The organism is Desulfobacter sp., from assembly GCA_028768525.1.
Taxonomy (GTDB): domain Bacteria; phylum Desulfobacterota; class Desulfobacteria; order Desulfobacterales; family Desulfobacteraceae; genus Desulfobacter.
This window is the reverse complement of record CP054837.1, coordinates 4,679,125-4,706,009: the sequence shown is the minus strand read 5'-3', so window position 1 is coordinate 4,706,009 and position 26,885 is coordinate 4,679,125. Positions and strand designations below refer to the sequence as shown.

At 55.0% G+C, this 26,885-nt stretch carries 24 protein-coding genes; 12 read left to right on the top strand and 12 right to left on the bottom strand.

The window, feature by feature from the left end:
• Positions 1–159 precede the first annotated feature (159 nt).
• From HUN04_20730 to HUN04_20720, 3 genes are all read left to right on the top strand, one after another.
• Positions 160–867: a hypothetical protein gene (locus tag HUN04_20730; GenBank protein ID WDP92010.1), complete on the top strand. Its 708-nt coding sequence runs from the start codon at positions 160–162 to the stop codon at positions 865–867.
• 307 nt (positions 868–1,174) lie between these two features.
• Positions 1,175–2,290 carry a PAS domain S-box protein gene (locus HUN04_20725; protein WDP92009.1) on the top strand — a complete coding sequence of 372 codons (1,116 nt, stop codon included), beginning with the start codon at positions 1,175–1,177 and terminating at the stop codon, positions 2,288–2,290.
• Positions 2,291–2,428: 138 nt separating this feature from the next.
• A complete protein-coding gene (locus HUN04_20720) occupies positions 2,429–2,899 on the top strand; it encodes a DUF2058 family protein (GenBank protein ID WDP92008.1) in 471 nt (156 codons plus the stop codon).
• A gap of 8 nt (positions 2,900–2,907) precedes the next feature.
• Here HUN04_20720 and HUN04_20715 read toward each other — a convergent pair whose 3' ends face one another.
• From HUN04_20715 to HUN04_20700, 4 genes are all read right to left on the bottom strand, one after another.
• Entirely contained in the window at positions 2,908–3,744 is an 837-nt protein-coding gene (locus tag HUN04_20715; GenBank protein WDP92007.1) for a TrmB family transcriptional regulator, read from the bottom strand.
• A 14-nt stretch (positions 3,745–3,758) separates the two neighbouring features.
• Positions 3,759–4,070 carry an AzlD domain-containing protein gene (locus HUN04_20710; protein WDP92006.1) on the bottom strand — a complete coding sequence of 104 codons (312 nt, stop codon included), beginning with the start codon at positions 4,068–4,070 and terminating at the stop codon, positions 3,759–3,761.
• On the bottom strand, positions 4,057–4,767 hold the full coding sequence (locus tag HUN04_20705; GenBank protein ID WDP92005.1) for an AzlC family ABC transporter permease: 711 nt from the start codon (positions 4,765–4,767) through the stop codon (positions 4,057–4,059). The genes HUN04_20710 and HUN04_20705 overlap by 14 nt, the downstream gene beginning before the upstream one ends.
• Before the next feature lie 67 nt (positions 4,768–4,834).
• Positions 4,835–5,779 (bottom strand): LysR family transcriptional regulator, encoded by a 945-nt coding sequence (locus HUN04_20700; GenBank protein WDP92004.1) that lies wholly within the window; start codon positions 5,777–5,779, stop codon positions 4,835–4,837.
• 117 nt (positions 5,780–5,896) lie between these two features.
• On the opposite strand from HUN04_20700, the gene HUN04_20695 reads away from it, so the two are divergent.
• Positions 5,897–6,085, top strand: a complete 189-nt coding sequence (locus tag HUN04_20695) for a hypothetical protein (GenBank protein WDP92003.1) — start codon at positions 5,897–5,899, stop codon at positions 6,083–6,085.
• A 146-nt stretch (positions 6,086–6,231) separates the two neighbouring features.
• Here HUN04_20695 and HUN04_20690 read toward each other — a convergent pair whose 3' ends face one another.
• Positions 6,232–7,014 carry a hypothetical protein gene (locus HUN04_20690; protein ID WDP92002.1) on the bottom strand — a complete coding sequence of 261 codons (783 nt, stop codon included), beginning with the start codon at positions 7,012–7,014 and terminating at the stop codon, positions 6,232–6,234.
• A 227-nt stretch (positions 7,015–7,241) separates the two neighbouring features.
• Between HUN04_20690 and HUN04_20685 the strand changes: the two genes are divergently transcribed.
• The 4 genes from HUN04_20685 to tsaA all read left to right on the top strand — a co-directional run bounded on the left by HUN04_20685 (position 7,242) and on the right by tsaA (position 12,644).
• Positions 7,242–8,021 (top strand): transporter substrate-binding domain-containing protein, encoded by a 780-nt coding sequence (locus HUN04_20685; GenBank protein ID WDP92001.1) that lies wholly within the window; start codon positions 7,242–7,244, stop codon positions 8,019–8,021.
• A gap of 80 nt (positions 8,022–8,101) precedes the next feature.
• Positions 8,102–10,060 (top strand): methyl-accepting chemotaxis protein, encoded by a 1,959-nt coding sequence (locus HUN04_20680; protein WDP92000.1) that lies wholly within the window; start codon positions 8,102–8,104, stop codon positions 10,058–10,060.
• 83 nt (positions 10,061–10,143) lie between these two features.
• Positions 10,144–11,952 carry an oligoendopeptidase F gene (gene pepF / locus HUN04_20675; GenBank protein ID WDP91999.1) on the top strand — a complete coding sequence of 603 codons (1,809 nt, stop codon included), beginning with the start codon at positions 10,144–10,146 and terminating at the stop codon, positions 11,950–11,952.
• Positions 11,937–12,644: a tRNA (N6-threonylcarbamoyladenosine(37)-N6)-methyltransferase TrmO gene (gene tsaA / locus HUN04_20670; GenBank protein WDP91998.1), complete on the top strand. Its 708-nt coding sequence runs from the start codon at positions 11,937–11,939 to the stop codon at positions 12,642–12,644. The genes pepF and tsaA overlap by 16 nt, the downstream gene beginning before the upstream one ends.
• An 8-nt stretch (positions 12,645–12,652) precedes the next feature.
• Here the strand turns inward: tsaA and HUN04_20665 are convergent, their stop codons facing one another.
• A complete protein-coding gene (locus tag HUN04_20665; GenBank protein WDP91997.1) occupies positions 12,653–14,464 on the bottom strand; it encodes a response regulator in 1,812 nt (603 codons plus the stop codon).
• 279 nt (positions 14,465–14,743) lie between these two features.
• Here HUN04_20665 and HUN04_20660 point away from each other — a divergent pair, with 279 nt between their 5' ends.
• From HUN04_20660 to creC, 4 genes are read left to right on the top strand one after another with little or no spacing between them, the layout of a single operon-like run.
• A complete protein-coding gene (locus HUN04_20660; protein WDP91996.1) occupies positions 14,744–15,928 on the top strand; it encodes a hypothetical protein in 1,185 nt (394 codons plus the stop codon).
• Positions 15,925–17,190: an inner membrane CreD family protein gene (locus tag HUN04_20655; GenBank protein WDP91995.1), complete on the top strand. Its 1,266-nt coding sequence runs from the start codon at positions 15,925–15,927 to the stop codon at positions 17,188–17,190. Before HUN04_20660 ends, HUN04_20655 begins: the two co-directional genes overlap by 4 nt.
• Positions 17,191–17,222: 32 nt before the next feature.
• Positions 17,223–17,915: a two-component system response regulator CreB gene (gene creB, locus HUN04_20650; GenBank protein WDP91994.1), complete on the top strand. Its 693-nt coding sequence runs from the start codon at positions 17,223–17,225 to the stop codon at positions 17,913–17,915.
• Positions 17,916–17,928: 13 nt separating this feature from the next.
• The gene (gene creC / locus HUN04_20645) at positions 17,929–19,377 is read left to right on the top strand and encodes a two-component system sensor histidine kinase CreC (protein WDP91993.1); all 1,449 of its coding nucleotides are present in this window, start codon (positions 17,929–17,931) and stop codon (positions 19,375–19,377) included.
• 17 nt (positions 19,378–19,394) lie between these two features.
• Here creC and HUN04_20640 read toward each other — a convergent pair whose 3' ends face one another.
• The 6 genes from HUN04_20640 to HUN04_20615 all read right to left on the bottom strand — a co-directional run bounded on the left by HUN04_20640 (position 19,395) and on the right by HUN04_20615 (position 26,751).
• Positions 19,395–20,684, bottom strand: coding sequence for a TRAP transporter large permease (locus tag HUN04_20640; GenBank protein ID WDP91992.1), 1,290 nt, complete (start codon positions 20,682–20,684; stop codon positions 19,395–19,397).
• Positions 20,685–20,687: 3 nt separating this feature from the next.
• A complete protein-coding gene (locus tag HUN04_20635; protein WDP91991.1) occupies positions 20,688–21,188 on the bottom strand; it encodes a TRAP transporter small permease in 501 nt (166 codons plus the stop codon).
• 122 nt (positions 21,189–21,310) lie between these two features.
• Positions 21,311–22,384 (bottom strand): DctP family TRAP transporter solute-binding subunit, encoded by a 1,074-nt coding sequence (locus HUN04_20630; GenBank protein ID WDP91990.1) that lies wholly within the window; start codon positions 22,382–22,384, stop codon positions 21,311–21,313.
• Positions 22,385–22,561: 177 nt separating this feature from the next.
• Positions 22,562–25,021, bottom strand: a complete 2,460-nt coding sequence (locus HUN04_20625) for a cache domain-containing protein (protein WDP91989.1) — start codon at positions 25,019–25,021, stop codon at positions 22,562–22,564.
• Positions 25,022–25,136: 115 nt separating this feature from the next.
• On the bottom strand, positions 25,137–25,646 hold the full coding sequence (locus tag HUN04_20620; protein WDP91988.1) for a GGDEF domain-containing protein: 510 nt from the start codon (positions 25,644–25,646) through the stop codon (positions 25,137–25,139).
• Positions 25,647–25,752: 106 nt separating this feature from the next.
• A complete protein-coding gene (locus HUN04_20615) occupies positions 25,753–26,751 on the bottom strand; it encodes a helix-turn-helix transcriptional regulator (protein ID WDP91987.1) in 999 nt (332 codons plus the stop codon).
• Positions 26,752–26,885 lie beyond the last annotated feature (134 nt).

The window sequence follows — 26,885 nt, the reverse complement described above, 5'->3', positions numbered from 1 at the left end:
AGGAAAAGGCTTGCCAAAGATACCGGAGTAAGGTTAGTTACTCCAGTTGACTGAATATTTTTCACATGGGAAATTCCTGATTTTCACGTCAATATCAAATTATCATGGGGAATTGATCTGATAACAAAAATATGGGGTGTCATTCTGAAAATAAAAACCATGAAAATACCATTTAGTTTCTATTTTAAGCACTGGTTATCCACTTTGCTTTTAGCACTAACGACCGGAGCACTCGTTGGAATTTTCTCATTTCAAACTGGTTTTGGAATTGTATATAAATACGTAAACAATATCACCATAAGCATCGGCCTGTTTTTTTTATACTCCCAACTCATTTCTTATCGCCACTTCTGGGGCTCTCAGAGGGGAAATTTTGAATTCATGTTTGTGGAGAATACTTTTGAAAAAGAAATAGCAAATTCAATTTTAAGGTATTTTGGTTATATCACTTACTTAAGATATAAAATCGACAACTATCATAGCGCTGGATACTTTCAGTTTAGCATGTGTGATAAATTAATTCAGAAATCAGAGATTCATTCCAATTTAGAACTCTATCATCTGATTTTTGTTAAAATGGCACACCTTTCTTATAAAGATGGTAACTACTCAAAAGGGCTAAATTTTCTCCAAAAGGCCATAGAACTTAAAGAAGACAGTTTGATCGCAAATTTTCGGTTTGGTGTTGCCCAAGAAAAGGAGAATGAAGTTGAAAAGGCAGTCCGTTTTTATAAAAAAGCGTCAACCTCGCAGGAAATTACAACCAAAGGAATTCAAAATTTCATTATGGACCAAATTGATAGGGTTCAATCCAAAGGCCCCATGATTAAACCACCTATGCCAGGGACACGATTTAATATTCGGTAAATACTGATTTCAGTCCCCACTTTACATAAAGATACTAATTTTCTAAATTCAAAAATTTCAATCCATTATCATCGCCTTTACCTCGCCCCCAAAAATGGGCGGCGGAATTGTCCTGATGCAGACTGGATTACCATGGAACTTTCAACGGCAGCAAAGCTGGGAAAACGCATTTTCATCATCCGTATTGACGACAACCCCGCCGGCCCGTATTATTTTTTATGTTGCTTTTTTGCCTGCGGAAAGGATACTCTCATATTAATTTACATTTGTTAATCAATTCAAAATATACGGTCCGATTGTAAATTCAATGGAGAAAAAACCGACATACGAAGAACTGGAAGCCAGAATCCGGGAGCTTGAGCGTGACGCGGATGCCAAAGCTGAAAACAATGACAGTGATATTATCAGAACCCTGTCGGAAAGCTTCCAGCATCTTGCCGACTTTTCCCAGGATGCCATCTACCTCTTTGACATCGAATCCGGCACCTTCCCCTTTTTCAACAAACGGTTCCTGGAATTGTTCGAGACCAAAAAAGCGGGACGGTCCATATTATCTTCCAACAGCGTCGCCCGGTACATCCACCCGGATGACGCAGACAAACTCAGGACGGCAAGGAAAAAAACCCTGGAGGCCGGCGGCACTAGGGGGGAGGTCGAATACCGATACATCGGCCCCGACGGTACAACCCGGTGGATGCATGACCGGTGGTCGGTGGTCAGGGACAGCCAGAACAAAACCGTGGCCATAGAAGGGTTCATCCGGGACAACACCCAGAAAAAACAGGCTGAAGATGAGCTTGAACACAGCCGCAACAGCGCCCTCATCGGCAGCTATATTCTCCAGGACCGGCGGTTCAGGTATGTGAATCCCGAATTCTGCAGGATTACCGGATATGCAAAAGAGGAACTCATGGGCATGCCCTCCATGGACCTTGTGCACGAAGAGTATCGGGACGAGGTCCGGGAAAATGCCAGGCTGATGCTCACCGGGCAAAAAAACACCCCCTATGAATTACGGGTGGTGGACAAGACGGGCCGGATCAAATGGATAATGGAGACGGTGACCTCCGTCAAATACGAAGGCGCCCGGGCGGTCCTGGGGTATTTCATGGACATTACCCAACAAAAGCAGGTTGCAAAGGAACACCGGGACAAGGAAAAATTACGGGCCATTCTCGAAATGGCAGGGGCGGTCAGCCACGAACTGAACAATCCGCTGCAGGTGGTATTAATCGGCATAGAAAAACTGGACGATGAAACCCTGGAACCGTCCCGGAAAGAAGACTTAATCCGGCTGGTCAAAAAACACACCTTGAGAATCATGGAACTCTCTTCGAAAATTCAGCGTATTTCCCAATATGCCAGCAAGGACTATGTGGACGGCAGAAAAATATTCGATATCGACGCCGCCACCGGAGAATAGCCTCCCTCTCTTTACCCGATCCCCATTTTAATCTGGAAACTTCTTTTTAGGTTGTGTTAAAAAAGCGGGCTTGATATTTTTTACGGAGGATGAAAATCATCCGGATGTTTACCCCATTAAAAAAGACAGAGGAAGACCATGGGAATGTCACTCCAGGACCAGCTCCTGAAAGCGGGACTTGTTGATGAAAAAAAGGCTAAAAAAGTAAAACACCAGAAGCATGTCAGCCGCAAAAAGAACAAGGGCAAAAAAACAGCACCGAAAATCAATGAGACACAACAGGCCCAGCTGGCCCAGGAAAAGGCGAACCGGGAGAAAAACCTCAAGGCCAATGCCGAAAAACTGAAGCAGGAAGCCCGGGCCCAGATCAAACAGCTCATCGAAGAAAACAGGCTGGAACTGAAGAACTGCAACGACCCTTATTATTTTAAAATGGGAACCAAGATCAAAAAAATCTGGATCAAGGACGAAATCTCAAAAAAACTGGAAAAGGGGCAACTGGCCATTGTCATGCACGAAGGCAACTTTGAAGTGCTCCCCACCGCCATTGCAGCACAGATTACAGAAAGAGACAAGGAGTATCCGGTCATCCGCCACGAGCCGGAATAAATCCAGGGTTAGATCAGTTCCCTGAATTTCTTGAACTCCGCCTCGGAATAATGGAAAAAGCTGTCGTGCACGGTATCGGCAAAGGCCTCGAACTCCCGGTACCGTGCATCATCCAGGGAGGCGGAGTAAAGGTTGACCACCAGGTCATGGGCGATATAATCCTCGCTGACCTCGATAAAGCCCTCATCCCGGCTCCAGGTGACCTTTGAGGCCTCCCCACGGGAGACAATGCCCGAGACCACATGGGAATGGTCGATGATCACCGAAAGATACCGTTCTTTTTTTTCGGCCATATACCGCTTGATCCGACGGTGGGGCACCAGGTCCTCATAGACCTTTGCCGTACCGAAATATATTCCCCTCAGCCTCACCCCCCGTTCCAGGGCTTCATCCAGTTCCTCGGTCAGGGCGTTGAGTTCCTCATCCCAGATGGAGACGGCCATCCGCTCCCTGGCCCCTTTGATGAGCACCTTTAAAAAGGAAATAATATTATCCCGGCCCTGGATCACCACCAGCTTGTCATCCTGTTTGGGCTCCCGGTAGAGGGTGCCGGCATAATCGGTGAGGTCGTCAAAGATTTTGTTGTACCTGGCCCGCAGTTTTTTGATGAAAATCTCGGGTTCCATGGGGGTATAGACCTTGGTTTTCCCCTGGGCGTCTTCAAACACCATCTGCTTTGCAATGAGGTTTTTGATGACCTCGTAGATCCTGGAACGGGGAATGCCGGAGGCCTTGCTCAGGGCGTAGCCGTTCACCGGAAATTCCTCCAGCAATGCCAGATAGGCACGGGATTCATAGGCCGAAAATCCCAGGGTTTTCATTTCCTCCATCATCCGCTCGTCCATGGCGCCCCCTCTTTTTATAAAAAGCTTAAGGCCAGATAGGCCACACCCACCGACCCCAGCACCGGCACAATGATCCCGCCCCTGAACAGGCCGTAGACCAGGGTAAACCCCATGCCGGCCAGGGCCGCCACCGGCATGTCCGGGGTGGCCGTCACCGCACCGGGGATGATCAGGGCACCGATGGCCGCCACAGGGATGGCCTTTAAAAAAGCATCCACCACCGGGGGCACCTTCATATTGGAAAAGAAAAGAAAGGGGGCAAGCCGCGGACCGTAGGTAACGGCGGCCATGCCCAGAATCAGGGGAATCAGACTATACTTCTCCATGGACTTCCTCCTTTTGGGGCGTTGTGAGGCTCAACACGGCCCCGACGCCTGCGATCACAAGGATACAGACAATAATGTTCCAGCCTTTGGGCAAAATGTCCAGGTGAACCAGCAGCCAGTTGAGCAGTCCCGAGGACAGGGCCAGAAACAAAGACCTGTGCGACGATTTGATCTCGGGCATCAGGATGGCCAGCAGCAGGGCATAGAGGGCCACCCCCATGCTCTGGGTCAGGACAGGCGGCATGAACCCGCCCAATAGAAACCCGGCCAGGGTCCCGGACACCCATCCCGAATAGGCCGTCACCTCCACCACCAGCACAAAGGTCCGGGTCAGCTTTTCCCGGGTGAAAGAGAAGACGGAAAAACTCTCGTCGGTGATGCCGAAGGCCATGGGGAGGTACCAGGCCGCCGCCCTTTCTTTTATCCGGGTGGCAAGGTAGGTGCTCATGAGAAAATGCCTGAAATTCACCAGCAGGGTGGTCAGAATGATCCCCACCGGCCCCATGCCCGTCACCAGCAGGTTCAAGGCGATGAACTGGCTGGCCCCGGCAAAGACCACCGATGAAAATAAAAATGCCTCCAGCAGGGAGACCCCGCAGGTTTTGGCCAGGATGCCGAAGGCCACGGCAGCCGGGAAGTAGCCGATAAAAATCGGAATTCCCGCCTTGGCTGCGGCCTGTGCACTTTGTTTATCCATAATTACCGCTCCATCAAAATTATTTAGTGACTATTGTAGTAACTACTATCAATTTGTCAATAAAAAACTAATGAAGCAGACCGGAGATGCCCGACTCACTGATGTCGGCTTTCATGAACCGGATAAAGGTCCGTTCCGTGAGGCTGGGGATTTTATCCTGGAGCTGGGCCAGGGAAATCTTGTTGATGACATCATTGCGTTCCGTCTGGACCGGAATGATCTCCCCTGTGTCAATCTCGCTTTCCACGATATGGGTGGCAATGACCCCCATGCCCAGGTGGTTGAGGATGCCGTTGATCACGGCCTGGTGACTGTCCACAGTCATCACCCGGTTCAATTCCCCGGGAAAACGTTTAAAATGGTGCTTGAACCAATTCCTCAGGGTCAGAGCCCCCTTGCGGTAGGAGATAAACTCCTTTGACACCAGATTGGCAAAGGAATGGTCGCCCTGCACCGCCCGGTCGTAATAGGTCTTTGAACAGCCGAGGATCACCTCCTCGTCGATGAGGGGCTCAATGCTGTACCGGCCCAGGTCACCGACCATCTGCTCTTTGGTGAGAAACACGTCCACCAGGCCGAAATCCAGCTCCCCGGTGCCGATCATGGCGAAGATTTCAGAAGGGTCCCCAAGCACCAGGGTAAATACCACCTCGGGATACTGCTGCCGGAATGCAGCGAAAATCCGGGGGAAATAAGACTTTCCAAACTCAATGGGAGAGCCGATGCGAAGGGGACCTGAGGGCACCTCCCTGGCGCGGATGATCCGTTCCACCCCCGAATCCAGCTCCCGGATCAGGGGGGCGGCAAGGTCAAACAATTCCCTTCCCGCCGTTGTGGGGACCAGTTTCCGGTGAAGACGGGTAAACAGGGGCAGCTTCAGCTCCCCTTCCAGCTTGGCCAGGGCCTGGCTGACGGCCGAGGGGCTGATGTTCATTTCCCGGGCCGCCTGGGCCACGCTGAGGTGGTGGTAAATATAATAAAAGGCTTTGATTCGGTTCAGGTCGGGTAGCATTAGCAATACTTACGCAAGAGGTTAAATGTTTTAATTTTACTTAATACCAAAAAGGCGCTAATTTGGCAAACACAGACGGGGATTGTGTCTGGAACCCAAAATCACTGGAGGTGAAAAATGAAAGAACAGAATAAACTCATTGAGACCCTTATTTATTTTTTCACACCCGAAGACTCCTCAGCCATGGCGGGGAACGGGAACCTGTCCTTTGATTTCAGTCTTTCGGACCTGGGGCTCGGCAGTTTAAAAGCCATGTTCTGGGTGCTTGGGGCTGTGGGGATCATGTACCTGGCCTCCCTGATGTAAATAAAGACCAAACCAATACAAAAAAAATAAAACGGGCTGCTTATCTACCCTAATTTTTGGATCGACACCTTTTAACGTACAGCATACCTTAATAAATTGTCTTTCCTTCTCCTCCCCTTCTATTAGAAAAGTGATAAGCAGCTCTTTTATTTTTTTAGAAAAACATTCACCGCATCATAGTATCCCCTGAATTCTGAAATGGTATTGTGGCCGGCATCCCGGATCACCACCATCTCCCTGTCGTTTCCCAGAACATCATAAAGCGCCCGTGTCCTTTCCATGGGAATGATTTCATCATGCTCAGCGGCAAGGATGAGGGTCTCCACCTGAATCTGATCTGCAAAATCGACGGTCCTGTGCCTGTCCGTCAGTACCATGGACACCAGCCAGCCCGGATAGAACCCGGCAGCAACCTTCTCAATGCTGTCAAAGGGACAGGTCAGCAGCAGCCGGCCCAGCCCCCGCTGCCAGGTGAGATAGGCGGCCATGGACGATCCCAGGCTCCGGCCCCAGGCCCCGCAGCGGTCAGGAACGAGGCCGTAGTGTTCTGAAATATGATCGTACAGGGCCAGGGCATCGGCCTTGAGCGCCGCCTCGGTGGGCCGCCCGGTACTGAGCCCGTATCCCCGGTAATTGACCATCACCACGTTGGCGTCCACTTTTTCAATATAATCGGCAATATTCAGGGACACCTCCTCGGCATTGCCCCCGAAATAAAAGATAAAGGGCAGCCCCGCCGCATCCTTTTCCAGCACCCATCCCCGGAGCACAGCCCCGCCCGCCACAGGCAGGGATATCTCCTTGACCACCGCGCCGGTTTCCACGGGCCCGGCCAGGGGCACCGGGAAATAGAGCAGTTTCCTGGAAAACAACCGAAGTCCGGCAACGATGAAAATCACGGCCAGAATTATAATCATCACAAGTTTCATTTTGCCCTCCCTTATGGTCTCTTTATCCCATATACCAGACCGCGCAAAATTTCATCCCTTTTTCCCGGGATCAGCTCCCGGGCATCCCGCCAAAAAGGCAAGAAAATAAAACCCTTGCAAACACAGATGCTTTTTTATACAGTTTTTATTGTATAGCAGACGCCCTAAAACCAGCCAAAGCCCATTTTAAAGTTTACCATATCGTAACCGTTAATCAGGGGAGGGGTATGAAGACGACGATCAACCCGGTATTCTTGATAATCATGGTATTCATTCTGGGATGTTTCTGCCCGCCGGCCTCTGGTCAGCCCCTTATTTTCAATACCCAGGACTTCCCGCCTTTCAGCTACCTGATCGAAGGGCAGGTGGCAGGCCCTGCCGTCCGGATCATCCAGACAGCCTGCCGGAAAAGCGGTTTGGACTGCACATTCAAGCTCCGCCCCTGGACACGCGCCCAGAAAGAGGTGAGAAGCGGTAAGGCCCATGCCCTCTTCCTCATCGGCAGGAACCCGGAAAGGGAAACCTGGCTGCGGTTTTCCCCGCCGATTCTGAAAACGGAATACGGTTTCTTTTTCAGGTCAGACAACCCTGTAAACTATACAGGTATTGGTGATATAAGCGGGTATACCATAGGGGTTTACGGTCCCTCCAATACATCGGACAAATTGTCACAGCTCAGGTCAAAAACGAAAAACGCTTTCTCAATAGATATCCGCCCGGATGATGAATCCGGTTTCAGGAAATTGGCCATCGGCCGCATCCATGCGGTATTTTCAAATAGGGATGCCGGGTTCGCCCTGATATGCAAACTCAATCTCAAAAATATCTGGTATGCCGGAAAACAATGTGACCTGGACTACTACATCGGATTTTCCAAGGCGCATACCACCAAAACAATTGTGGACCGTTTCAACACCGCTGTTACCGCACTGAAAACCGACGGCACTGTCCAGCGGATTTTAAATTTCAATCAACTGACTCCGGCAGGCCCCTGCCAGAGGAAATAGCGCCATGGGCAGTTTCATCCCGGCATCCGGTCTGAACCCGGAGGCCCTCACAATAAATGGGTAATCTACAGGGAGGCCACATGAAATTCAAACTCACCTCAAAGCTGCTTTTCCCTTTGGGCGGACTGGTTGTCCTCGGGCTTGGCATTGCCATATCAACGGCATATATGACAGCCAGAAGCGGCCTGGAAAAAACCGTTACAAAGGAGCTCATACAGCTCTCCGCATCCACGGAAGGCAAGGTCTCCCAATGGATCCGGCGGAATGCCATCAGCGTCGACACCTGGTCCCGGATGGGGATAATGGCCGATGTCCTGGGCGGCCCGGACCGGGAGGCCGCAGGGCGGAAGGCCAGTGAAAAGATGAAATACTTCATCGACACCCACAAGGTATTCACCGGCATGCGCCTGGCCGACGGCACGGGGCTGGTCATGGCCTCCTCCCATGCCAAGAATATCGGCAAGGTCAACGTGGCCAACAGGGCATATTTCAAGGCCTCCATGGCAGGCAAAGCCTTTATCTCAGAGCCCCTGTTGAGCAAGACCTCGGGCAAACCCATTCTGGTCATGTCCAGCCCGGTGAAACAGGGCGCCAAAACCCTGGGCGTCCTCTACGCCGTCATTGACCTTGGCGGATTTACCGCCACCCAGCTGGACACCATCAAGGTGGGGGAAACCGGCTACGTCTACATGATGACCGAACAAGGACAGGTGCTGGCCTATCCACCGGAAACCGGACAGATCATGAAACTGAACCTGGGCACCTTTGATTTCGGCAAAAAGATACTGGCGGAAAAAAACGGTTTCCTCAACTATTCATACCAGGGCACAGACAAGATTTCCGCCTTCAGGCAGTCTGAAGAGACCGGCTGGATACTGGTCGCCACGGCACCTGCGGACGAGGTGTTTGCCGAAGCCCGGAAAATGAGGACCTTCCTCCTGATCATCGGCGCGGCAGTCACCCTGGTGATCTGCGTCGGCATTATCCTTCTTGCGGCAGTGTTTGTCATCCGTCCCATCAAAACTGTGGTGGCAAGCCTCAAGGACATTGCCCAGGGAGAGGGAGACCTGACCCAGCAACTTCCTGTCAAAAGCGATGACGAACTGGGAGAGCTGGCCACCTGGTTCAACACCTTCCTTGAAAACCTGCGCCAGATCGTGAAAGATATTTCCGAAAATTCAGGACAGGTCGGATCCTCCTCCTCCACCCTGCTGGATATCGCCCGGAACCTGGCCGGCGGCGCAGAAGAATCTTCCCGCCTGGCCAATTCAGTGGCAACCGCCTCCGAAGAAATGGGGGCCAACATGAATTCCATCTCCGACACCATGAACACAACAATGGACAATACCACCATGGTTGCGGCATCCACCGAGGAAATGACAGCCACCATCAATGAAATTGCCAAAAATTCGGAAACGGCCCGGACCATTTCCACCCATGCGGTCTCCCAGGCCGCCACCGTATCGGAAAAAATGTCGGAACTCGGGTCCGCCGCCCAATCCATCGGCGCGGTCACCGACACCATCAACGACATCTCTGAGCAGACCAACCTTCTGGCCTTAAATGCCACCATTGAGGCGGCCCGGGCCGGGGAGGCCGGAAAAGGATTTGCCGTTGTGGCCGGGGAGATTAAGGAGCTGGCCAGCCAGACCGCCAGGGCCACGGCCGATATCAAGGAAAAAATCACAGAGGTCCAGAACACCACGGTCGGCACGGCGGATGAAATCAAATCCATCTCAGGCATCATATCCGAAATCAACGACATCATCTCCACCATTGCCGCCGCTATCCAGGAACAGTCCGCAGCCACAGGCGAAATTTCAAACAATGTCAACCAGGCCGCCCAGGGGGTGGAGGAAATCACCGGCAACATCACCCAGGGGGTGGAAGTGATCCAGGAAATCAACCAGGACATCTCCTCGGTGAACGCATCCTCGGAACATATTTCAGGAGACAGCCAGAAGGTGGCCCAGAACGCCGAAGAGCTGAAGCAGATGGCAGCCCAGCTCAACGCCATTGTGAATAAATTCAAATATTGATACGCCGGCGCCTCCCCAGCCTTGACAAATGAGGGCCCCGTTCCAATGATGTACAGGAAATAAACAACAGCAAAGGAGGCGCCATGGCCCATCCCCCCACCCATCCCAGAAAAAAGGTATCACCCGAAGACTGCTGGGATCTGACCCCCATGTTCGGATCCGACGGTGACTGGGAAGCCCTGTACACCGACCTGGAATCCCGACTGGCGGAATATGAAACATTCAAAGCCGGATTCGGCGATGATTTCCGGCAGTTCAAGGCCTGCCTGGACTTTGACCACAGCATGGGCCGGGACCTGGAAAAGATATACACCTACGCCCATCTGAAAAACGATGAAGACAAAACCGCCCCCGCAGGGGACAGCCTTTTCCAGCGGGCCATGAACCTTTACACCCGGATTTCGGATGCCTCAAGCTTCATCGTTCCCAAGATCCAGGCCGTTCCCGTTGCCACCCTCAAGGCCTATATACAGGAGCCGGACATGGCGGCCTACCGGTTCTACCTTGAAAAAATCATCCGTAAGATTCCCCACACCCGCAACGAAGAGGCAGAACAGCTTCTGGCCATGGCCGGGGAAAGCCTGGCTGCGCCGGGACAGATATTCAGCCAGCTGGATAACGCCGACCTGGACTTCGGCAGCGTCACAGAAAAAGGCGAAACAAAACCCCTGACCCACGGCAATTTCATCTCTTTTTTAAGCAATAAGGAACGGAAGGTGCGAAAAGCCGCCTTTGACCGGTACTACGACGTATACGACGGCCATAAGCACGCCATCTCATCGGCCCTGGCCGCCTCGGTGAAAAAAGACCTCTTCCTGGCACGGGCCCGCAACTTTGATACGGCCAGACAGGCCGCCCTGTTCAGGGATAATGTCCCGGAACCCGTATACGACAATTTGATTATCAGCGTCAGGGGGGGGCTGTCCCCCCTCTACCGCTACCTGGATTTCAGGAAAAAGGCCCTGGGCCTGGATGAACTGCACATCTTTGACACCTATGTGCCCGTGGTCAGGGATGTGGAGTTTCACATGCCATACGATGAAGCGGTGCAAACCTGTCTGGAGGCCCTGGCCCCCCTGGGAGAGGAATACTGCAGCACCCTTGAAAAGGGGCTTGCCGCCGGCTGGGTGGACCGGTACGAAAACAAGGGAAAACGGAGCGGGGCCTATTCCTCCGGCTGCTACGATTCCCCGCCCTATATCCTGCTCAACTACGACGGCAATACCATCAACAGCCTTTTTACCCTGATCCACGAGGCCGGCCATTCCATGCATTCATGGTATGCCAACCGTGCCCAGCCCTACCCCACCCACGACTACACCATTTTCGTGGCCGAGGTGGCCTCCACCCTCAACGAAACCCTGCTGGGGCAGCATCTGCTCAAAAAATACGCGGACCAGCCCGAAATGAAAGCCTATATCCTCAACCGGGAAATCGATAATATCCGGGCCACATTTTACCGCCAGACCATGTTTGCCGAATTTGAACGGGTCGTCCACGGCAAAGCCGCCGAAAACCAGCCCCTGACCCTGGAAACCTTCACCACCATCTACCGGGAACTGCTGGCCGACTATTTCGGCGGGGGCATGGTGATCGACCCGGCCCTGGATCTGGAATGCCTGCGCATCCCCCATTTTTACTCGGCCTTTTATGTCTATAAATACGCCACGGGCATTGCCGCGGCCCTGGGAATTGCCGACCGGATCAACCGCAGGGGCCAGCCCGCCGTGGACGACTATATTTCCTTTTTAAAACTGGGCGGCTCCATGTTCCCCATTGACGAACTGAAAACCGCGGGCGTTGACATGGGCTCCCCCGGACCTGTGGAAGCCACCGTTGCCCACTTTGACAGCCGGGTGGATGAACTGGAGGCCCTGTGGCAGTCCAACTAGCGCCCGTCGGCATCCTGCACACCTGCTTCAAGGAGAAATTCGGCATTCCCCGCCAGCCCAACCTGGTGGGGACGGCCCGGGGCACCCTGGAGTTTTACCCCGAATTCGCCCGGGAGGAAGCGGTGCGGGAACTGGAACGGTTTTCCCACATCTGGCTGGTCTTTCTCTTTCACAAAAACATGAAGAAAGAAAAACCGCAATGGTCCCCCATGGTCAGGCCCCCCCGTCTCGGCGGAAACAAAAAGGTGGGGGTGTTTGCCTCCCGTTCGCCTTTCCGGCCCAATCCCATCGGACTTTCCTGCGTGGCCCTGGACCGGGTGGAGATCACGGACAGGGGGCCCATGCTCCACCTCTCCGGGGTGGATATCCTGGATAAAACCCCGGTACTGGATATCAAGCCCTATATCCCCTATTCGGATATCCTGCCCGATGCCCGGGATGGTTTTGCCCAGGGGCCGCCCCCGGTCCGGTTGCGCGTTGGATTTTCAGACCGGGCCGAAGCACAGGTCCGGGAAAAGGAAAAAGAATTCCCTGAGATCCGAACCGTGATCACCGGGATGCTTGAAAACGATCCCCGCCCCGCCTATGCCGGCGACAATGATCCGGAACGGATATACGGCATACGGGTATTTGATGTGGATGTGAAATGGATGGTGAACGGAAAGGCGGTCGACGTAGTGTCCCTTGACTGAAACGCGTTTTATGGCACCTTGCCCGCCAGGAGCTTTCCCACGGTTCCGGCAAGTTCGGCCATGGCCACCGGCTTTTCCATGTAGGTAATGCCCATGGCCACGGCCGATTCCTTTTCAATGGATTCGCTGTATCCCGTACACAGGATCACCTTCTGGCCGGGATTGATCCCTTTAACAGATTCAATCAGGGACAGGCCCGTCATCCCCGGCATGGTCATATCCGTAATGATGAGGTTATATCCCGACGGATTCTCTTCATAAGCCCCAAGGGCCGATACGGCCTCGGCAAAACAATGGACCGCGTATCCTTTTCGTTCAAGGTAGTTTTTCCCGATCTTCCGGATACTGGGTTCATCGTCAACAAACATGATGGTGCCGGTGCCCCCTGACGCTGAAAGGGCTTTAGACTGGGCCTCGCCCCCCTCTTTCACCCTTCCCCGGAACACAGGCAGGTGGACAATGAATACAGACCCTTTTCCAACATAGCTGTCCACATCAATATACCCCTTATGCTCCCTGACGATGCCGAAAACCACGGCCAGCCCGAGTCCGGTGCCCTTGCCTGACGCCTTTGTGGAATAATAGGGATTGAAAATCTTCTTGAGCACATCGGGTGCCATACCGTGGCCGGTATCTGCCACTTCCAGCCGAAGATATTGGCCGTGCCGCATTTCCTGCCCGGATTCATCGCCCCGGACCTCCTGCCTGTAGAGGGTGACAGAAAGGGTGCCCCCCCCTTCTCCCATGGCATGGTAGGCATTGGTGCCCAGGTTCATGACAATCTGGTGCATCTTTGCCGCATCGGCCATGACATGGCCCCGGCTCAGCAGCCGGGTCTTGATCTCAATGGTTGCCGGAATGGTTGCCCGGAGAAGTTTCATGGCCTCTTCCACCACCCTGCTGAGCTGGACCGGCTTTTTTTCCAGGGCGGAATTCCTGCTCACCGCCAGGATCTGCTGCACCAGGTCCGATGCTTTCTGGGCCCCGCTGATAATTTCATCAAGACACTCCGCCATCTCTGCGGGGTGATCCAGATCCATCTTGGCCAGATCGGCATACCCCAGTATCCCCGAGAGGATATTATTGAAATCATGGGCAATGCCCCCGGCCAGGGTGCCGATGGCTTCCATTTTTTCGGCCCTCAGCAGCTGTTCCTCCAGTTTCCGCCGTTCCCGGATATCCTTTTTCAACTCTTCATTCACCAGGACCAGCTGGGCGGTCCGCTGCCTCACCTTGTCTTCCAGGTAGGTATTAATCCGGTCCAGCCGCCTCTGATGCTTCTCCAGGGTCCGTTCAAAGAGAAAGGAAAAGCCCCAGATCATCAGATAGACCCCTGTCATGCGGATTGCCATGTCCAGCCCGTATCCGGTCCAGCTCCGCCCAGCAATCTCCAGGACCACGTCGGCAACCAGGGGAACCAACATAATGCCGGCGGCGATATTGCCCTCATCTCCGCCCAGCATGCAAAAAGCGGCCAACGGGTAGATCACATACCATATCCCGGCCGAATAATTGATTCCCCCGGAAAACAGAAGATAGACGAAACAGACCGAAACCAGCCCCAGTCCGACCCTGGCGTTGATTCTATGATTCATGCGCCGGGCCGCATCAACCAGGTTGAGAGCTAGCCCTGCCGAGGTCACCACCCCGAACATGCCCAGCAGGACGTGGTCCCGGAGAAAGGCGGAAACGGTAAAGATCGTGAAAAACAGGATGCCCGGCAGGGAGAGTCCCACCAGCATGATGGCCCGCCGCCGTTCCTCCGCAACCATATCGTCGGATAAATAGATGCCCATAAACCTGTTTTTAAAAAGTTTCATTCTAAGAATACGCTGTTTTATGGTTAATGAACGAATTGAGAGCGGGCCTCAATAAATTATTGATACCACAGTTTTACCCCCGGTCAAATATTTTTCCCAAACGTCTTCACAATTCCCGCCGCCGGATCGGAAAGTGCATCCCCAGGGGCCGGAGACCGGCAATCCCCCCCTTTTCACATTTATTTCAATTTCACTTCATATTGGTTTCACTTTCCTGACCTACCCTGGTTTCAAATGACATCCAAGGATGTCGAACCCATAACCCGATCAGGAGGCAAGGTGAAAAATATTCTGATACTGTTCATGTTTCTGGCATTTTACCCGGCCGCGTTTGCCGAGAATGCCGTGACCATCCCCTACGGGGAATTTAAAAAACTATACGGCGATGAAATCCGCCGTGAACTCATGGCAGAAGCGCCCGACACCCCGTTTATCCACACCATTAGCAGCACCAGGTACGACATGGCCATCGGCCCGGAAGGCGCCCTGTGCCGCGCGGAGATTTCCGGCAGCATGATCTCGGGCTCCCCCGAAGCCATCCCGCTGTTCAGTGATAAAATCATCATCCGGGAGGTTAAAAACGTCACAGGCGGTGCCCTGGTCAGCGGCGAGAAAAATTCAGGGGGCATCTGTTTTTTCCCTTCCGGGGACCCCGCCTTTTCCCTGGCCCTGACCTTTTTCATCCCCGCCGGCGAAGACAACAACAGCGCCTATATCGCCCTTAAAATCCCCAGGGCCCTGGAAAATGCCCTGGCGGCCACGGCACAAAACGACACCGTGCTTCTGGACCTGCCCGGGGTGCAGACCCGTACCGGCACCTGGCATTTTTCCCCACGGTCCACCCTGAAAATACGGTTCAGTCACGGGGCAGCGGCCCGGGCCAGGGCCGCCGAAAAACAGGCAGCCATTTCCCGAAGCTATAAAGCGGTATCCACCCCGCCCGTGGTCCTGGATACGGTCCACTGCTTTACCACCTTTGAGGAAGGCGGCAATATTCTCTCCGTCATCTCGGCCAAAATCCCCCCGGAAGCCGGGGCCGCCTTTGCCGTGAAAGCCCTGGCCGGAGCGGAAATCTGGCAGTGCAAAATCAACAACAAAAAAGTAAAAGTCTATAAAAGCCCCGGAGGCGACTGGATCTTCCCCCTGGCCCGGGACAGGGACTCCCGCCTGGAACTGTCCCTGCTCAGCCGGGGCAGGAAACTGGGGCTCCACGGCCGGCTGGACCTGACCCTGCCCCGAATGGCCCTGCCCGCCCGCAGGATCAATATCGCCCTGGGCCTTCCCAAGCGGGTGGAACTGGTCTCCTTCCAGGGGCCGCTCTCCCCGTCCCGCCCCTTTAAAGCCAGGGCACCGGGGGAATTTTCCGGCACCCCCTATTATTTTTCCCGCTCCTTTCACAAAGGCGAAGCCGTGACCATGGCCGTCTCTTACAAAGAACCCGTTAAAAAAGGAAACCCATCATGAGCATCAAAAAAATCATCTGCATCGCCGTTATCTATGCCCTGGGATGGGCCGGATGGTGGACCCTGGGCACGGTCACCTCGGTCCGGTCCCACACCTATGCCGGCCGGCTGGGTCCCATGGTGGCCGCCCTCTGGGGCCGCCCCCTTTCCCAGGACGCCCCCCGGTTCTGGGTAAAAATCCCGGGCACGGACCGGACAAAGGAACTGATGCCCGAAGCCAGCAGCATCCGGGTGGACATCACACCGGACTACCGTAAAAAAGGGCTGCTCTGGTATTCCACCTATAATTGCGAATTCGACGGAATATACACCGTAAAAAACCACCAGCCCGTGGCCCAGACCGTCTACCTCCATTTTGATTTCCCGGCCAAAGGCGCCACCTACGACGCCTTTGCCGCCCGCCTGGACGGCCGTCCCCTTTCCGCCCCCGTGGACACCCGGGGCGGCATGGACGAGATCATTGAACTTGCACCGGGCAAATCGGCCCGGTTCCATCTCCATTACAGGACCCGGGGCCTGGACACCTGGGAGTACCGACCGGTCGGCCACCCCCGCGGCACAGGCCGGGTGAAAGACTTTTCCCTTACCGCCAATACAGGCTTCACCGATGTGGATTTCCTGCCGGGCAGCCTCTCCCCCATGGAAAAGGCAGGGGCCGGAGACCAGGGAATGACCCTGGAATGGAAGGCCTCGGACCTGATCACCAACAGCACCGTCGGCATCATTGTCCCCAAAAAACTCAACCCCGGCCCCCTGACCACCCGGATCACCTATTTCGCCCCGGTCTGCCTGCTCTTTTTCTTCATCCTGGTGACCACCATGGGCATCATGTACAATATCAGCATCCATCCCATGCATTTCCTCTTTGTCACGGCCGGCTTTTTTTCCTTCCACCTGCTGCTCTCCTACCTGGCCGGCCATGTCTGGATCCACCTGGCCTTCCTTTTGTCCGCCGCCGTCTCCGTGGGCCTGGTCACCTTTTACCTCTCCGCGGCCCTGGGAGACCGCTTTCCCTGGAAGATCGCCGTGGCCGGCCAGCTTTTTTTTCTGGTGCTTTTTTCCTACACCTTTTTCATCGAGGGGATCACCGGCATCATCGTAGCCTGCGGCACCGTGGTCACCCTGGGGGTGCTCATGAAGGTCACGGCGGGGGTGGACTGGGACCAGGTTTTCAAACCCAAACCCAGGCCGGCCAGAACAACACAGCGCAGGATACGGGTGCCCGGCATAAAAAAGGCGCGCCCCACCGACGCTCCCGGTTGAAAATAAGGAATCGATCCGGTATGAAAGAGGACATGAAACCCTTAATACTCATTGTGGAAGACGAACCGGCCATCGCGGACAATATCATCTTCGCCCTGTCCACCGAGGGCTTTGACACCCTGTGGGAGGCCGAAGGGGGCCCCGTCCTCCACCGGATCGATTCCCATCCCGTGGACCTGGTGATCCTGGATATCGGGCTGCCGGACATGAACGGGATGGAACTGTGCAAGGCCATCCGGGAAAAAGGCAACATTCCGGTGATCTTCCTTACCGCCCGCGCCCAGGAAATCGACCGGGTGGTGGGCCTGGAAATCGGTGCCGACGACTATGTGGTCAAGCCCTTCAGTCCCAGGGAACTCACCGCCAGGGTACGGGCCGTACTCCGCAGGACCCGGGGCAGCATGGAGACGCCTGCCGCCCCCGGCAGCACCCGGGAAATCTTCACCGTGGACCCCGGCCGTCACAAAATCGTATACAGGGGCCGGGCCCTGGACCTCTCCCGGTACGAATACCGCCTCCTTGCCATCCTCATCCGGCGGCCCGGGCAGATCTTCTCCCGGGACCGGCTCATGGAGATGGCCTGGGACGAGCCGGATATGAGCATGGACCGCACCGTGGACGCCCACATCAAAAACCTGAGGGCCAAGCTCAGGGCCGTGACACCGGAAACAGACCCCATCAAAACCCACCGGGGCCTGGGCTATTCCCTCAAGGAATCCCTGTGAATAGGGCAGATCTGTGAAGCTGGCCGCCAAAATACTTTTTGCCGTATTCCTGATCACGGGCACGGGGCTGTGGTGGCTCACCTCGGGCATGATGGACAATATCCGGCTGCGCTACCTGGAAGGGGTGGAAGAGGCCCTGGTGGACCAGTCCCGCATCCTGGCCGCCATGGTCTCCCGGCAGATGGAGGCAGGAGAATTCGCCCCCAATGAACTGGGGGAAATATTTCACCGGGCCTATGAAAGCCGGTTCAACTCCAGAATATACCACCTGGACAAAACCGGGGTGGACCTGAGGATCTATATCACCGATGAAAAGGGAATGATTCTCTTTGACTCCCAGGGTAAGGCCGCCGTGGGAGAAGACTATTCCAAGTGGCGGGACGTCTGGCTCACCCTCAGGGGCCAGTACGGGGCCCGCTCCTCCCGGGAGGACCCCGGCAAAGAAACCTCAACCATCCTCTACGTGGCCGCACCCATCCTGGTGAAAGATGACATCCGGGGGGTACTCACCGTGGCCAAGCCCACCACCAACATCAATCTCTTCATGACGGCGGCCCGGGAAAAGATCAAATCCCGTGCCCTGGCCATCGGCGCCGTTATCCTTGGGCTGTCGGTCCTGGCCGTGGTAGTCATCACCCGGCCGGTGAAACGGCTGACCCGCTATGCCGAAGATATCCGGGCCGGGCGCAAAACCGCCCTCCCCCGGCTGGACCGCACGGAAATCGGCGACATGGGCCGGGCCTTTGAACGGATGAAAATCGCCCTGGAAAACAGAAAATACGTGGAAACCTACGTCCAGACCCTGACCCACGAAATCAAAAGTCCCCTGGCCGCCATTCAGGGGGCGGCCGAACTTCTGGAAGAAGATATGCCCGAGGAACACCGGGAGCGGTTTCTGGGCAATATCCGCACCGAATCCCAGCGGATCCGCCGGCTGGTGGACCGGCTCCTGGAACTGGCCGCCATCGAAAATATGAATGCCCTGGACAACACCGAATCCGTACCGGCCACGGACCTGATCCAAAAGGTCCTTGAGCGCCTGGGACCGATGCTGGACAGCAAAGGCGTCTCTGTCACCACGAATATCCAGCCGGATACCGTTGCCGCGGGCAACCCTTTTTTGCTCCGGCTTGCCCTGTCCAACCTCATCCAGAATGCCGCCGACTTCAGCCCGGCCAAAGGAAAAATTGTCATCCGCGCCGCCCGCACCCGGGGGATGCTGGCCGTGGAAATCAGCGACCAGGGGCCGGGCATCCCCGGTTACGCCGCGGACCGCATCTTTGAAAAATTCTTTTCCCTGCGCCGCCCGGACAGCGGCCGGAAAAGCACCGGTTTAGGGCTCAACTTTGTCCGGGAAATCGCCCTGCTCCACAAAGGCGATATCACCCTTGAAAACCTCCCGGCGGGAAGCGGAAGCGGCACCCTTGCCCGGCTTCTCCTTCCGGCGCCCCCGGGAAATTAACCCGCTTTGCCCTCCCGTCAGGGCGTGTACAATCCGGCCCAGATGGGCAGGTAAAGGGAGAGCACCGGCAGCAGGGAAAGGATCACCAGCACCACCAGGTCCATGAGCACAAAGGGGATGGCCTCCCTGGCAATCTCGTCCACATTACACCCGGCCAGGTTGGCCGCCGTAAAGAGGTTCACCCCCACGGGCGGGGTGGCCTGGCCGATGGCCAGGGCGGAAATAAAGATCACCCCGTAATAGACCGGATCGATCTTAAAGGCCGCCAGCACCGGAATGAGAATGGGCATGAGCAGATAGCAGATGGAAATAGCGTCCAGGATCATGCCCAGCCCGAAAAGCAGGATGTTGACCAGGATGATCATGACCACGGCATTGGGGGATATCCTGATGATGATCTGGGCCAGGGCGTCGATGACCCCGGTGACCGAAGCGGCCCAGGTGAAAATCCCGGCAAAGACCACGATGAACATGATCACCGAGCTGGTCACGGCGGCATCCACCAGGATCTCGACCATATCCCGCCATGTAATGGACCGGTAGATCAGCACCGCCACAAAAAGGCTGTAGAACACTGCCACCACCGCCGCTTCCGTGGGGGTGAAAATACCGGTGTAAATTCCCCCCAGCACCACCACCGGCGCCATCACGGCCCAGATGGACTCCTTGAAGGCGACCATGATTTCTTTGGCGCTGCCCCGCCGGGACACGCCCCGGTAGCCCCGCCGATGGGAGATGTACCAGGCCACCAGGATGGTGCCCAGGCCGGTGATGATCCCCGGGACGATCCCGGCCACAAACAGGGCCCCCACCGAAACCGAGGTGATATTCCCGTAAATGATGAAGGCAATGGAAGGCGGAATGATGATGGAAAGATCCGAGGCATTGGCAATGGTGGCCCCGGCAAAGGCCTTGCCGTAGCCGTTCTTAAGCATGGGGGCCAGCAATATCATGCCCACAGCCGCCGTGGTGGCCGGGCCGGACCCCGACAGCGCCCCCCAGAACATGCAGGTGAGTACGGCCACGATGGCCAGGCCGCCGGTGGCCCGTCCCACCAGCAGTTCAAAAAACCGGGCAATGGTGGCGGCCAGCCCGGCCCGCTGCAAAATAACCCCGGCCAGGACAAAAAAAGGAATGGCCAGCAGGGGAAAGGAGGCGATGCCCGAGGCGAAATTCACCCCCAGCATCTCCGCCCCCAGGTCAAAATAGAGGATGGTGGCCACGGCGGATACCCCCAGGGAGGTGCCGATGGGGGCGCCCATGACCATGAGCAGGAAAAACAGGGCCAGGATCAGTACAAACTCCATGGATTATTCCCCCACTGTCCCGGTCACCGTCCCGCCGTCTCCGGACAATTTGGCCCTGGCGTCGCGCCAGATCCCCCGGAAGACAAATACCGACAGCAGGGGCAGGCCCGAATAATAGATCCACACCGGGATCCCAAGGGAGGCGGACTTTGCCTGAAACAGGGTGATTTCATCGTAAATGGCCTGGATCATATAGTAGTTGAGGACCAGAAAAAGTCCGGCCGCCAGCAGGGAATAGATAAGCACCGACGCCTTTTGCAGCCGGGACGGAAACATATTGAAAAAGGTGACCATGCCCAGCTGCCCTCCCCGTTCAAAGGCAATGCCCATGCCGATCACCGTCATCCAGACAAAGAGGTTGATGGTGATCTCCTCGGTGGCTGCAAAGGAAAAATGAAAGATATACCGGCTTAAAATATTGATAAAGGCGATGAGGGCCATCACCGCCAGCAAAATGGCCACCAGCCAGTGGTCCAGCCGGATGCCCAGGATTCCCTTTTTCACATTAACTCTCCCTGAAACAAAGGGCCCCGAAAACCGGACTGCCGGCTTCCGGGGCTGATTAACAACCAATGGGTCTTACAGGCCCGGGGGGTTGAGCGGCTCCCCTTGGAGGCGTTTCAACCCTATTGGGCCATATCCTTTTTGGCTTTTTCGTAGACATCCTTGCCGATCTTGCCGATCCACTTGTCGTATACGGAGCGGGTGGCATCGATAAAGGCCTGGCGCTCTTCATCGGTGAGGGTGTTCACGCTCATCCCCTTTTCAGCCATATGGGCCAGGGGCGCAGGCACCGCCATCTCGGTGTTGAATTCCTCTTTAAGGATCCTGATGGATTCCCCCTTGTCAAGGCCGGCCCGGCAGAGCGCGGTCTCATACCGGCCGGCTTCCCTGGCCGCCGCCATGATGGCATCCTGGATCTCCTTGGGGAATTTCTTCCACTGACGCTGGTTCCAATAGAAAATCAGGGGATCCACCACATAGTTCCACTGGGTGGCATATTTATGGTACTGGTGGATCTGGACCGGGACCAGAACCCCCACCGGATTTTCCTGGCCGTCAACCACGCCCTGCTGGAAACCGGCAACCGCATCCCCCCAGTTCATGTTCACGGGATCGGCCCCCAGGGCCCTGAAGGTGTCCAGGAACATGGGATTGCCCACCACCCGGATTCTCAGGCCCTTCATGTCGGCGGGGCGCTTCACGGCCCGCTTGCTGTTGGTCAGCTGGCGGAACCCGTTTTCGGCCCAGGCCAGGGGCTGAAGCCGTTTGGCCTCCATGGCGGCAAACACGGCCTTGCCCGCTTCGCCGTTTTTCACCCGGTCCAGGTTCTCAAAATTATTCAGGAAAAAGGGAAGGTGGAAAATATTGGCCTCGGGGATCACCGGGCTGATGTTGATGGTGGAATCCATGGCGCAGTCGATGACGCCCTTGGCCACCATCTGGGAGCTTTTAAGCTGGGCCCCCTTGAGCAGGGCGGATCCGAAATAGGGTTTGATATTAATCTGCCCATTGGTCTTCTCCTTCACCAGTTCGGCAAACTTAAGGGCCCCCATGCCCCAGTAGAACTTGGGCCCCACCGTCACCTGCATCTTGTACTCTTTTTTGAATCCCGCAGCCCATGCACTTCCCGCCGCAGCCATAAATACGGCAGCCACAGCCAGGGCCACCCCTTTTTTTACCGTTCGTTTTGTCAACATTTCACAACTCCCATAATTCGGTTTAAGATCATCAATTCAGAAACAGGGGAATTGGAGTAGCATAATTTTACCCCCGAAATCAAGCATGATTTAAATAAGTTGCATATGGACTAAACTTAGTTTAAGGATAGTAAACTTTCAAATGGGGATCCGTAATGGATGCCGGCCTGGGGCCCCCTATTGGGAATTTTCTTCGGCGCCAAGGGGCAGATAGATGGAAAATTCTGTGCCCTGCCCCGGTTGGGAAGAGATATCCATGCTGCCCCCGTGGTCTTCAACAATGATAAAATAGGAGACGGACAATCCCAGCCCGGTCCCCTGGTTCACCGGTTTGGTGGTGTAGAAGGGTTCGAAAATCCGTTTGGCCACCTCCGGGTCCATGCCCGGGCCGTTGTCCCGGATGGCAATGCAGACCTTTTCCTTTTCCCATGATATGGAAATGTCTATCCTGGGCTGTTTTTTCGAGGAATCGGGGTCGTCGGCCATGGCCTGGGCGGCATTCTTCAGCATATTAAAAAATACCTGCTGAATATTGATCTCTTCACAAAGCACCGCAGGCAGATCCGGTGCATAGGTTTTGGTTATGCGGACCTGGCGGATATCGTAATTCTTCGCCAGGCTGAAATCGTTTACGGCCAGTTCAATGGATTGGTCCATGATCCGGCCGATGTCCCCAAAGCTTTTCTCCCCCGGTTTCTTACGGATGAAATTGAGCATGTTGCTCACAATCCTGGCCGCCCGGTCGCCTGTGGCGACAATGGTATCCAGAAAATTCAAAATATCCCTCTGCCGGGCATATTCCCCCAGCCCCTCCAGGCTGATGCCCACTTTTTTGGCGGCAGCCACATTGGCGGGAAGGGTGGGATTCATCCTGTTTTTAATCACCTGGGCACTCTGGATCATGCCGGCCAGAGGATTGTTAAGTTCATGGGCCATGCCCGCCGCCATGCCGCCCACGGTGATCATTTTTTCCGTTTGGATCATCAGGGCTTCGGCCTTTTTCCGGCCGGAGATATCCCGCCAGGTGGTATGAAGGATCTGCCGGCCGGCCTCGGTTGCAATGGCCGTGAGCAGCACCTCCATCGGCACCACACTGCCGTCCGCCCGTTTATGCTCCCATTCAAACCGGTGGCTCCCCTTTTGTGTGGCCATATCCATCATTTCTCTGGCCTTGGCAGCGGAATCCCTTCCGTCCGGCTGGACCGGGGGCGAAATATCCGACGGCAGGACGGAAAGCAGCTGATCTTTGCCGGTATAGCCCAGCATATCGATGGACGCCTGGTTGCAGTCAACGATTTTCCCGTCGTCAATGAGCAGAAAGGCATCCTTGGACTGTTCGAACAGTCTGCGGTATTTTTTTTCGCTCCTGGCCAGTGCCGCCTCATAGGCGTTTCTTTCACTGAGCATCTCATTGGCCGATGCGGCCAGGGGAACAAATTCTGAAAAAGAAATCTGCTCGTTTTCCAGGAGTTTGTGCCGGGTGGCAGACTGCTTGAAAAAACGGGTAAACAGAGCCAGGTTGATTCCGATTCTTTTCGAGACCCGCCATGCCAGGAAAACCGAGGCCAGGACAGAGGCGGCCAGCACCAGGACCGTTTTTAAAATCAGCATCCGGGTATTGTGTGCCAATTCGTCCTGTTTCCGGGCAATGCCCTTTTCAATTGAATCCACATAGACCCCGGTGCCGATATACCATCCCCAGTCGTCTACGGTCTGTGCATAGCTGATTTTCGGGGCAGGCCTGTGGCCCTTGAACCTGGGGGCCACATAGGTGACAAAACCGCCGCCGGAACGGGCTGACTTGATCAGTTCCTGAACGATTTTCACCCCATTGGCGTCCTGTATCTCATAGGTATTTTTCCCTTTCAGGGGGCCGGTAAGGCTGACGCCCTCAAAGGTGGCCGCAAAAATATACCCCTCTTCCCCCAATTTTAGGCTGTCAAGATATGCCAGGACTTCGCGCTTTATTTTTTCTTCTTCCTCAGCTATGTATTTTCCGCTCCCGATCACCCAGTCCAAGGGGGCAAAATACTTGAGGTAGGAAATTTTGGGTACCAGGATACCGGGCGCGTCGGGCTTGTTCCAATGGTAGGTGGAGAACCCTTCCCCTTCAGGCGACCGGACCACACGGATAAAATCCCTCATGATATATTTCCCCTTGGAGTCCCGGGTTTCCATGAGGTTTTTGCCCTCCAGCTCAGGATTATTCCGGTTCACTCTCTCCTTTCCGGCCATGTCCTCAGCAAAATAGTACCCTTTTCCCTCGTCCCAGACCGCAGCGAACAAGGCGTCATGGATCAGCCTTTCAATCCTTTCGGGGGGCAGACGGGCCTCATTTTTTTTCCATATGTGGCTGGCGATTTCCCAGGCCTCAAGGGTCCGTGACCTCACCTCGGACCTTACCCGTTTTTCAGCCAGGGATTTTTTATGCTCAATATAGTGAATGGCCTGCTGGACCTGTTTCTTTATGGCGGATTTCTGGGTTTCCACATAGGTTTGCCGGACCTGGTTGAATTCCCTCTTCCGGGTTTTGAGTTCCCAGCCCACCCAGAGATAGACCAGGAGGCAGACCATCACCAGATAAAGTAAGGTAATTGAACTCCAAAAGACGGTAACAAGGCTTTTTTTTCCAGTCATAAATGATCCGCTGTATCCAGGGTGAAAAAATAGAAATTTAATGAACCGAGTCTTTTAAATTAGCAACTCAGTTAACCGGGTGTCAATATAAAAACATGGGCACATGCATCGACAATCAGCCGGAGCAAATCAAGGAACGGTTTGCGGCCTGCCGGGCATCCATGCCCAATGTTTCATCCACCAGCAGGGCAAATTCATCTCCCCCGATCCTGAAGGCCCTGCCGGCGCCCAGCCGTTCCAGCCGGCGGGCGAATTCCCTCAGCAGCAGATCCCAGCACCGGTGCCCGTACAGGTCATTGATGCGCTTGAAGTTGTCCATATCCATTAGAAGCAGGGCCAGCGTCTTCCGCCTGTCCACCGCCAGGGTGTCAATCTCTTTTACGGCCCGGGTATAGGCCAGCCGGTTGCCAAGCTGGGGCAGATAATCGGTCCGGCTGTCATCCCGGTATTGATTCATCAGCCGGAGTAAACGCTGCTGGAAATAGGCCATGGTGGAGGCAAACCCGGAGATGGCCACCAGTTCGGCCATATCCTCCAGCAACAGTTCAATGCCCTCTTCGTGAAACCCTATATAGTAGGGGATGAGCAGTAAAAGGGCGCCGGCCACATCTTGTTTCATCGTCATGGGGACCTGCCTTAAAACACCTTATCATTTAGGTTCCGTTTCTTATACAGGCGAGACCATACAACGATCAACTCATTTCAACATATTTGCGGATAATTTTTTCACATTAACGGGATTTTTCAATGCCTGCATCAGGCGGCGAGTCCAGGTGCATTTTCAGATAATGCTTGGGCAGGATGCCGAACCGCTTTTTAAAGGCGGCGGAAAAATGGCTGACATTGACATACCCCACCTGCCAGGCGGTTTCGCTCACGTTGGTGTCCGTCCGGGCCAGAAGATCCCTGGCCTTGAGCATCCGATATTCCCTGAAATAATCAAACACGCTCATCCCGTAGGCCTGCCGGAAACCGGCCTGGAGCTTGGCCGGACTCATGCCGGCCCCGGAGGCAAGCTCCCTGAGGCCGGGGGGGGACTGGAGATTATCCACCAGGAAGGCCCTGGCTTCCTTGATCCGTTCCCGTTCGCCCCTGTTGAGCCTCTTCGCCGTTGGCCTGCGGTGGTCAAGACTCAGGGCCGCCAGCTGAAGGGAGAGCAGTTCCAGACTTTTCCCCTCCAGGTAAAGGGGCCAGGGATAGGCGTTGCTGGAGGTGTTCAGCACCTGGTAGACCACGGACTGAATATCCGGCCCCATGGGCCCTGCGCTGGTAAACTCGGCCTGGGAATCCCCCTTGAGGGCCTCCCTCAGCCCCCGGGGCAGGACACCGGCCTCGTCTTTGACCACGCTCCTGAAAAAGGGAAGGGTCATATGAAGATGGAGGATCTGCTGTTCCTGGCGGGGCGGCACCACAAAGGAGCCGGACTGCCGGGTTTCCAGCCGGGTGCCGCTGATGCCGCTTCTCACCTGGAGCGGTTCCGGGCGGGATTCCGGTCCCGGCCCCCGTCTCAGGATATTTCCGGAAATCACGAACCCGAAATCAATCACCGGAAACTGCTTTTCGTAATCCAGGCTGATCCGGTCGGCCGAGGTGAAATTAATCAGACTCATCCACAGGCCCGGCCGGATACTTATCTCCCTGTGGCCCCATGCCGCTTCATTGGAGATGCTGTCCCGGGAACCGGTGGAGGGTTTAAAACAAAAAAGCGTTGGTGCCTTGCCGTCCTGCATCTGACTCTCCTATTCTTATGCCGTTTTCGGGGCGGCCGCATTTCTCTGCACAGATACCCGGTTTTAACAAATTTCCGGGCCGGCCGCGGACTGCCCATGTTAGACCATAACGGCGGTAAAGTAAAAATGATTCT